Origin of the sequence: Mesorhizobium sp. M1E.F.Ca.ET.041.01.1.1 (genome assembly GCF_003997355.1) — a bacterium.
In the GTDB taxonomy this organism is placed as follows: Bacteria; Pseudomonadota; Alphaproteobacteria; order Rhizobiales; family Rhizobiaceae; genus Mesorhizobium.
The window spans coordinates 1-3,278 of record NZ_RZSL01000629.1; the positions used below are offsets into that span (position 1 = coordinate 1).

Consider the following 3,278-nt stretch of genomic DNA (forward strand, 5'->3'; position numbering starts at 1 on the left):
GCCTGGCATCATCGTCGCCGATCAGAATGTGCGCGACGGCCAATTCTATATTACCGGTCTGAGAGACCCGCTTGCCGCCGACCCGCAGTCGCTGTTGGCCGGAACGCAGGTCGATCCCGCGCGTGTTCATGCAAGCTGGCAATTCTACCAGAGCCTTGAGCCGCAGTTCGTGCTGAAGCGGCTGACGGCGTCGCTGGCGCCGCCGGATTCGGTGCGGCTTTCAGTAGTCAATGATCGCATCGTTGCCGCGGGTGAGGCCACCACTGCGTGGATCAACCGGGCGCGGGCCGCCGCCCAGCAGCTTTCAGCCGGCGGCCCGGTCTTCGACATCTCCGGGGTCCGTGATGTGAGCCCCGAGGAGCGCTGGCAGGCCTATGTGTCGCGACTGGAGACGCAGCCCGGCATCATCGTCGCCCAACAGAATGTGCGCGATGGCCAATTCTATATTACCGGCCTGAGAGACCCGCTTGCCGTCGACCCGCAGTCGCTGCTGTCGGGGACGCAGGTCGATCCCGCTCGTGTTCATGCAAGCTGGCAATTCTATCAGAGCCTTGAGCCGGTGTTCGTGTTGAAGCGGCTGACGGCGTCGCTGTATCCGACGGATAAAGTGCGACTTTCGATCGTCAATGACCGCATCGTTGCCGAGGGTGAGGCTCCCGACACCTGGATAGATCGGGCGCGCGCAGCGGCACGACAGCTTTCAGTAGGCGGACCGGAGTTCGACATCTCCAAGGTTCGTGATGTGAGCCCCGATGCACGCGCGGCGGAGCATTGGCAGTATTATGTGTCGCGACTTGAGGCCCAACCGGGGATCATCGTTGCTCAACAAACGGCGAGGGGCGGACATTTCTACATTTCCGGTCTGAGAGACCCTCTTGCCGCCGACCCGCAAGCTCTGCTGTCCGGAACGGAGGTTGATCCTGCCCGCGTTCATTCACAGTGGCAATTCTATCAGAGTCTTGATCCGAAGTTCGTGGTGAAGCGGCTGACGGCGTCGCTGTCCCCGCCGAAATCGGTTCGGCTTTCGATCGTCCAGGGTCGCATCGTTGTCGTGGGCGAGGCTCCCGCCGGCTGGATCAGCCGGGCGCAGGCCGCCGCCGACCAACTTTCGGCGGACGGAGTGGTTCTGGATGTCTCGCAGCTGCGCGAGTTGAACCTTGCAGAACTTAATCATTTGAGAGAGGCCATCCAGACGACCGATATTTTCTTCTCTTCCGGTAGAGTTGTCCCGGGACCGGAGCAGACGCCGGTGCTCGACAGATTGGCTGATCAGTTGAAGGAATTCGCCGAAAATGCCCGCAAGGCAGGCGTGACAGCGCGGTTCATGTTGACCGGCCATTCGGACACAACGGGCCGTGAGACGGCCAACGCGTCGATCAGCGCCGCCCGCGCCGAGACAGTTCGCGCGCTTCTCAACAAGCGCGGCGTCGCTCCGGAACTGCTGCTGGTTCGGGGCGCCGGCACCTTTGAGCCGGCGGTGCCCGAAAATGAAAATAGTCGAACTGGGAACTCCACCAATCGCCGGGTTTCGGTTACGGTGAACCTGGAGTAGTGCGGAGCCCAGGATGCTGCAAAAAAAGATCTGCATGTTGGGTGGGTTTGCTGTCGGAAAGACGAGCCTGGTACGCAGGTTTGTCCAAAGCATCTTCTCGGAAAACTACCTGACCACGGTTGGCGTGAAAATCGACAAGAAGAGCGTCACGTTACCGGACAAAACCGTGGACCTGATCTTGTGGGATCTGGCCGGCGAAGACGATATCGGCTCATTCCGCGTCAGCTATGTGCGAGGTGCGACCGGGCTCGTGCTTGTCGTCGATGGAACCCGGCCCGCTACTCTTGCCGTGGCGCTCACGTTGCGCGAGCGGGCCGAGGCCGAATTCGGCGCCATGCCGTTCGTATTGCTGTTCAACAAATCCGATCTGGCCGATCGGTGGGCAATATCGGATGGTGAGATTGACGAACTGAAGCAACGTGGATGGCAAATCTATCTGACAAGCGCGCTTTCGGGCGAACATGTTGATGATGCGTTTCGTCAGCTTGCTTCGATGATCGCCAAGTAGACCATGCCCAGGGTACCGAAAGAAGTCAGAAGCTGGATATACGATTTCTTCTATAATGAGCGCTCTGCCGCATATCTGAAAATTAACGCCCGGCAATACATAGTCGCGAAGGGCGGCAACACCGAACATTACGGGCTCTCGTCGCTTCGCATTGGCAAGCCCGTTGCCGATCAGCTTGAATTCATGGAAGGGCTGCTTCCTTGCCCGGAGCTTCCATATCAAATGCCCATGGTGGAACTGCCCGGCGGGCGTGTCGCGGACCTTCATCTCTTTGGCGACGGCGGCACGGTGTGGCTGCTCTTTCTCGACGCTACTCCCGAACGCGACAACCAGCAGCGGCTTCAACAGAAGGCATATGAAATGACGCTCCTGCAGGAAAGGGAGCGTCAACTCAATGCGAAGCTGCAGTCGACGAACGAGGCATTGAGGGAGAGCCAGGAGGGTTTGTCGCGCGAATACCGGCGCGCCGAATCCCTGCTCCTCAACATTCTTCCCGCATCGATCGCGGAGCGGCTGAAAGCGGACGAGCAAATTGCAGACAACCACGCAGAGGTCAGCGTGCTTTTTGCCGACATCGTCGGTTTTACGGAAAGAGCGCGGAGCGTCGGAGCCACGACGACGCTCGCTATCTTGAATTACTTCTTCAAGGCGGCGGATCTGCTCTCGGAACAACACGGCTGCGAAAAGATCAAGACCATCGGCGATTGTGTCATGGCGGTCGCCGGCCTGCCCACCGCGCGATCCGACCATGCGCAAGCCCTTGCGAACTATGCGCTTGAGCTGCGGGACGCGGCCAGGCGGGAGCGCTTCGCCGGCGAACCGCTAAGTCTCAGAATTGGAATTCACTCCGGACCGATCGTGGCGGGCGTCATAGGCAAAAGGCGGTTTGTCTATGACCTGTGGGGCGACACCGTCAATCTCGCCGCGCGCATTCAAAAGGCCGCGGAGCCTGATGAAATCCGTATTTCGGATGCAACCCACCAATTGCTCGGATCGGATTTTACTTGCGACCCGCTCGGGGAAACGGAATTGCGCGGCACCGGTCGTGTGCGAATGTGGCGGCTCCCGGCCTGATTTGCCGCTTGGCGGTGCCGACCTATTGCCGCTGGCGTGAGCTCGGCGCCGCCGGCGACGCCTGGTTCCGCACGTGGCGCATGCGCCTCCCCAACGAGCACTTGCACCACTTCGACCGCGACTCGCTGGTGGCACTGCTCGCAC

The 3,278-nt window shown here is 60.3% G+C and carries 3 protein-coding genes; all 3 read left to right on the forward strand.

Features of this window, described 5'->3' with window-relative positions; genetic code table 11:
• The first annotated feature begins 169 nt into the window (after positions 1–169).
• From EOA38_RS31585 to EOA38_RS31595, 3 genes are read left to right on the forward strand one after another with little or no spacing between them, the layout of a single operon-like run.
• Positions 170–1,552 carry an OmpA family protein gene (locus tag EOA38_RS31585; RefSeq protein ID WP_245480964.1) on the forward strand — a complete coding sequence of 461 codons (1,383 nt, stop codon included), beginning with the start codon at positions 170–172 and terminating at the stop codon, positions 1,550–1,552.
• A gap of 13 nt (positions 1,553–1,565) precedes the next feature.
• A complete protein-coding gene (locus EOA38_RS31590) occupies positions 1,566–2,060 on the forward strand; it encodes a Rab family GTPase (RefSeq protein WP_126094394.1) in 495 nt (164 codons plus the stop codon).
• A gap of 3 nt (positions 2,061–2,063) precedes the next feature.
• Positions 2,064–3,134, forward strand: coding sequence for an adenylate/guanylate cyclase domain-containing protein (locus EOA38_RS31595; protein WP_127301068.1), 1,071 nt, complete (start codon positions 2,064–2,066; stop codon positions 3,132–3,134).
• The last annotated feature ends 144 nt before the right edge of the window (positions 3,135–3,278 follow it).

What these genes read in the sequence shown, in the direction of transcription:
- EOA38_RS31590 (WP_126094394.1), top strand. Translation starts at nt 1,566, where the DNA reads ATGCTGCAAAAAAAGATCTGCATGTTGGGTGGGTTTGCTGTCGGAAAG.
- EOA38_RS31595 (WP_127301068.1), top strand. Translation starts at nt 2,064, where the DNA reads ATGCCCAGGGTACCGAAAGAAGTCAGAAGCTGGATATACGATTTCTTC.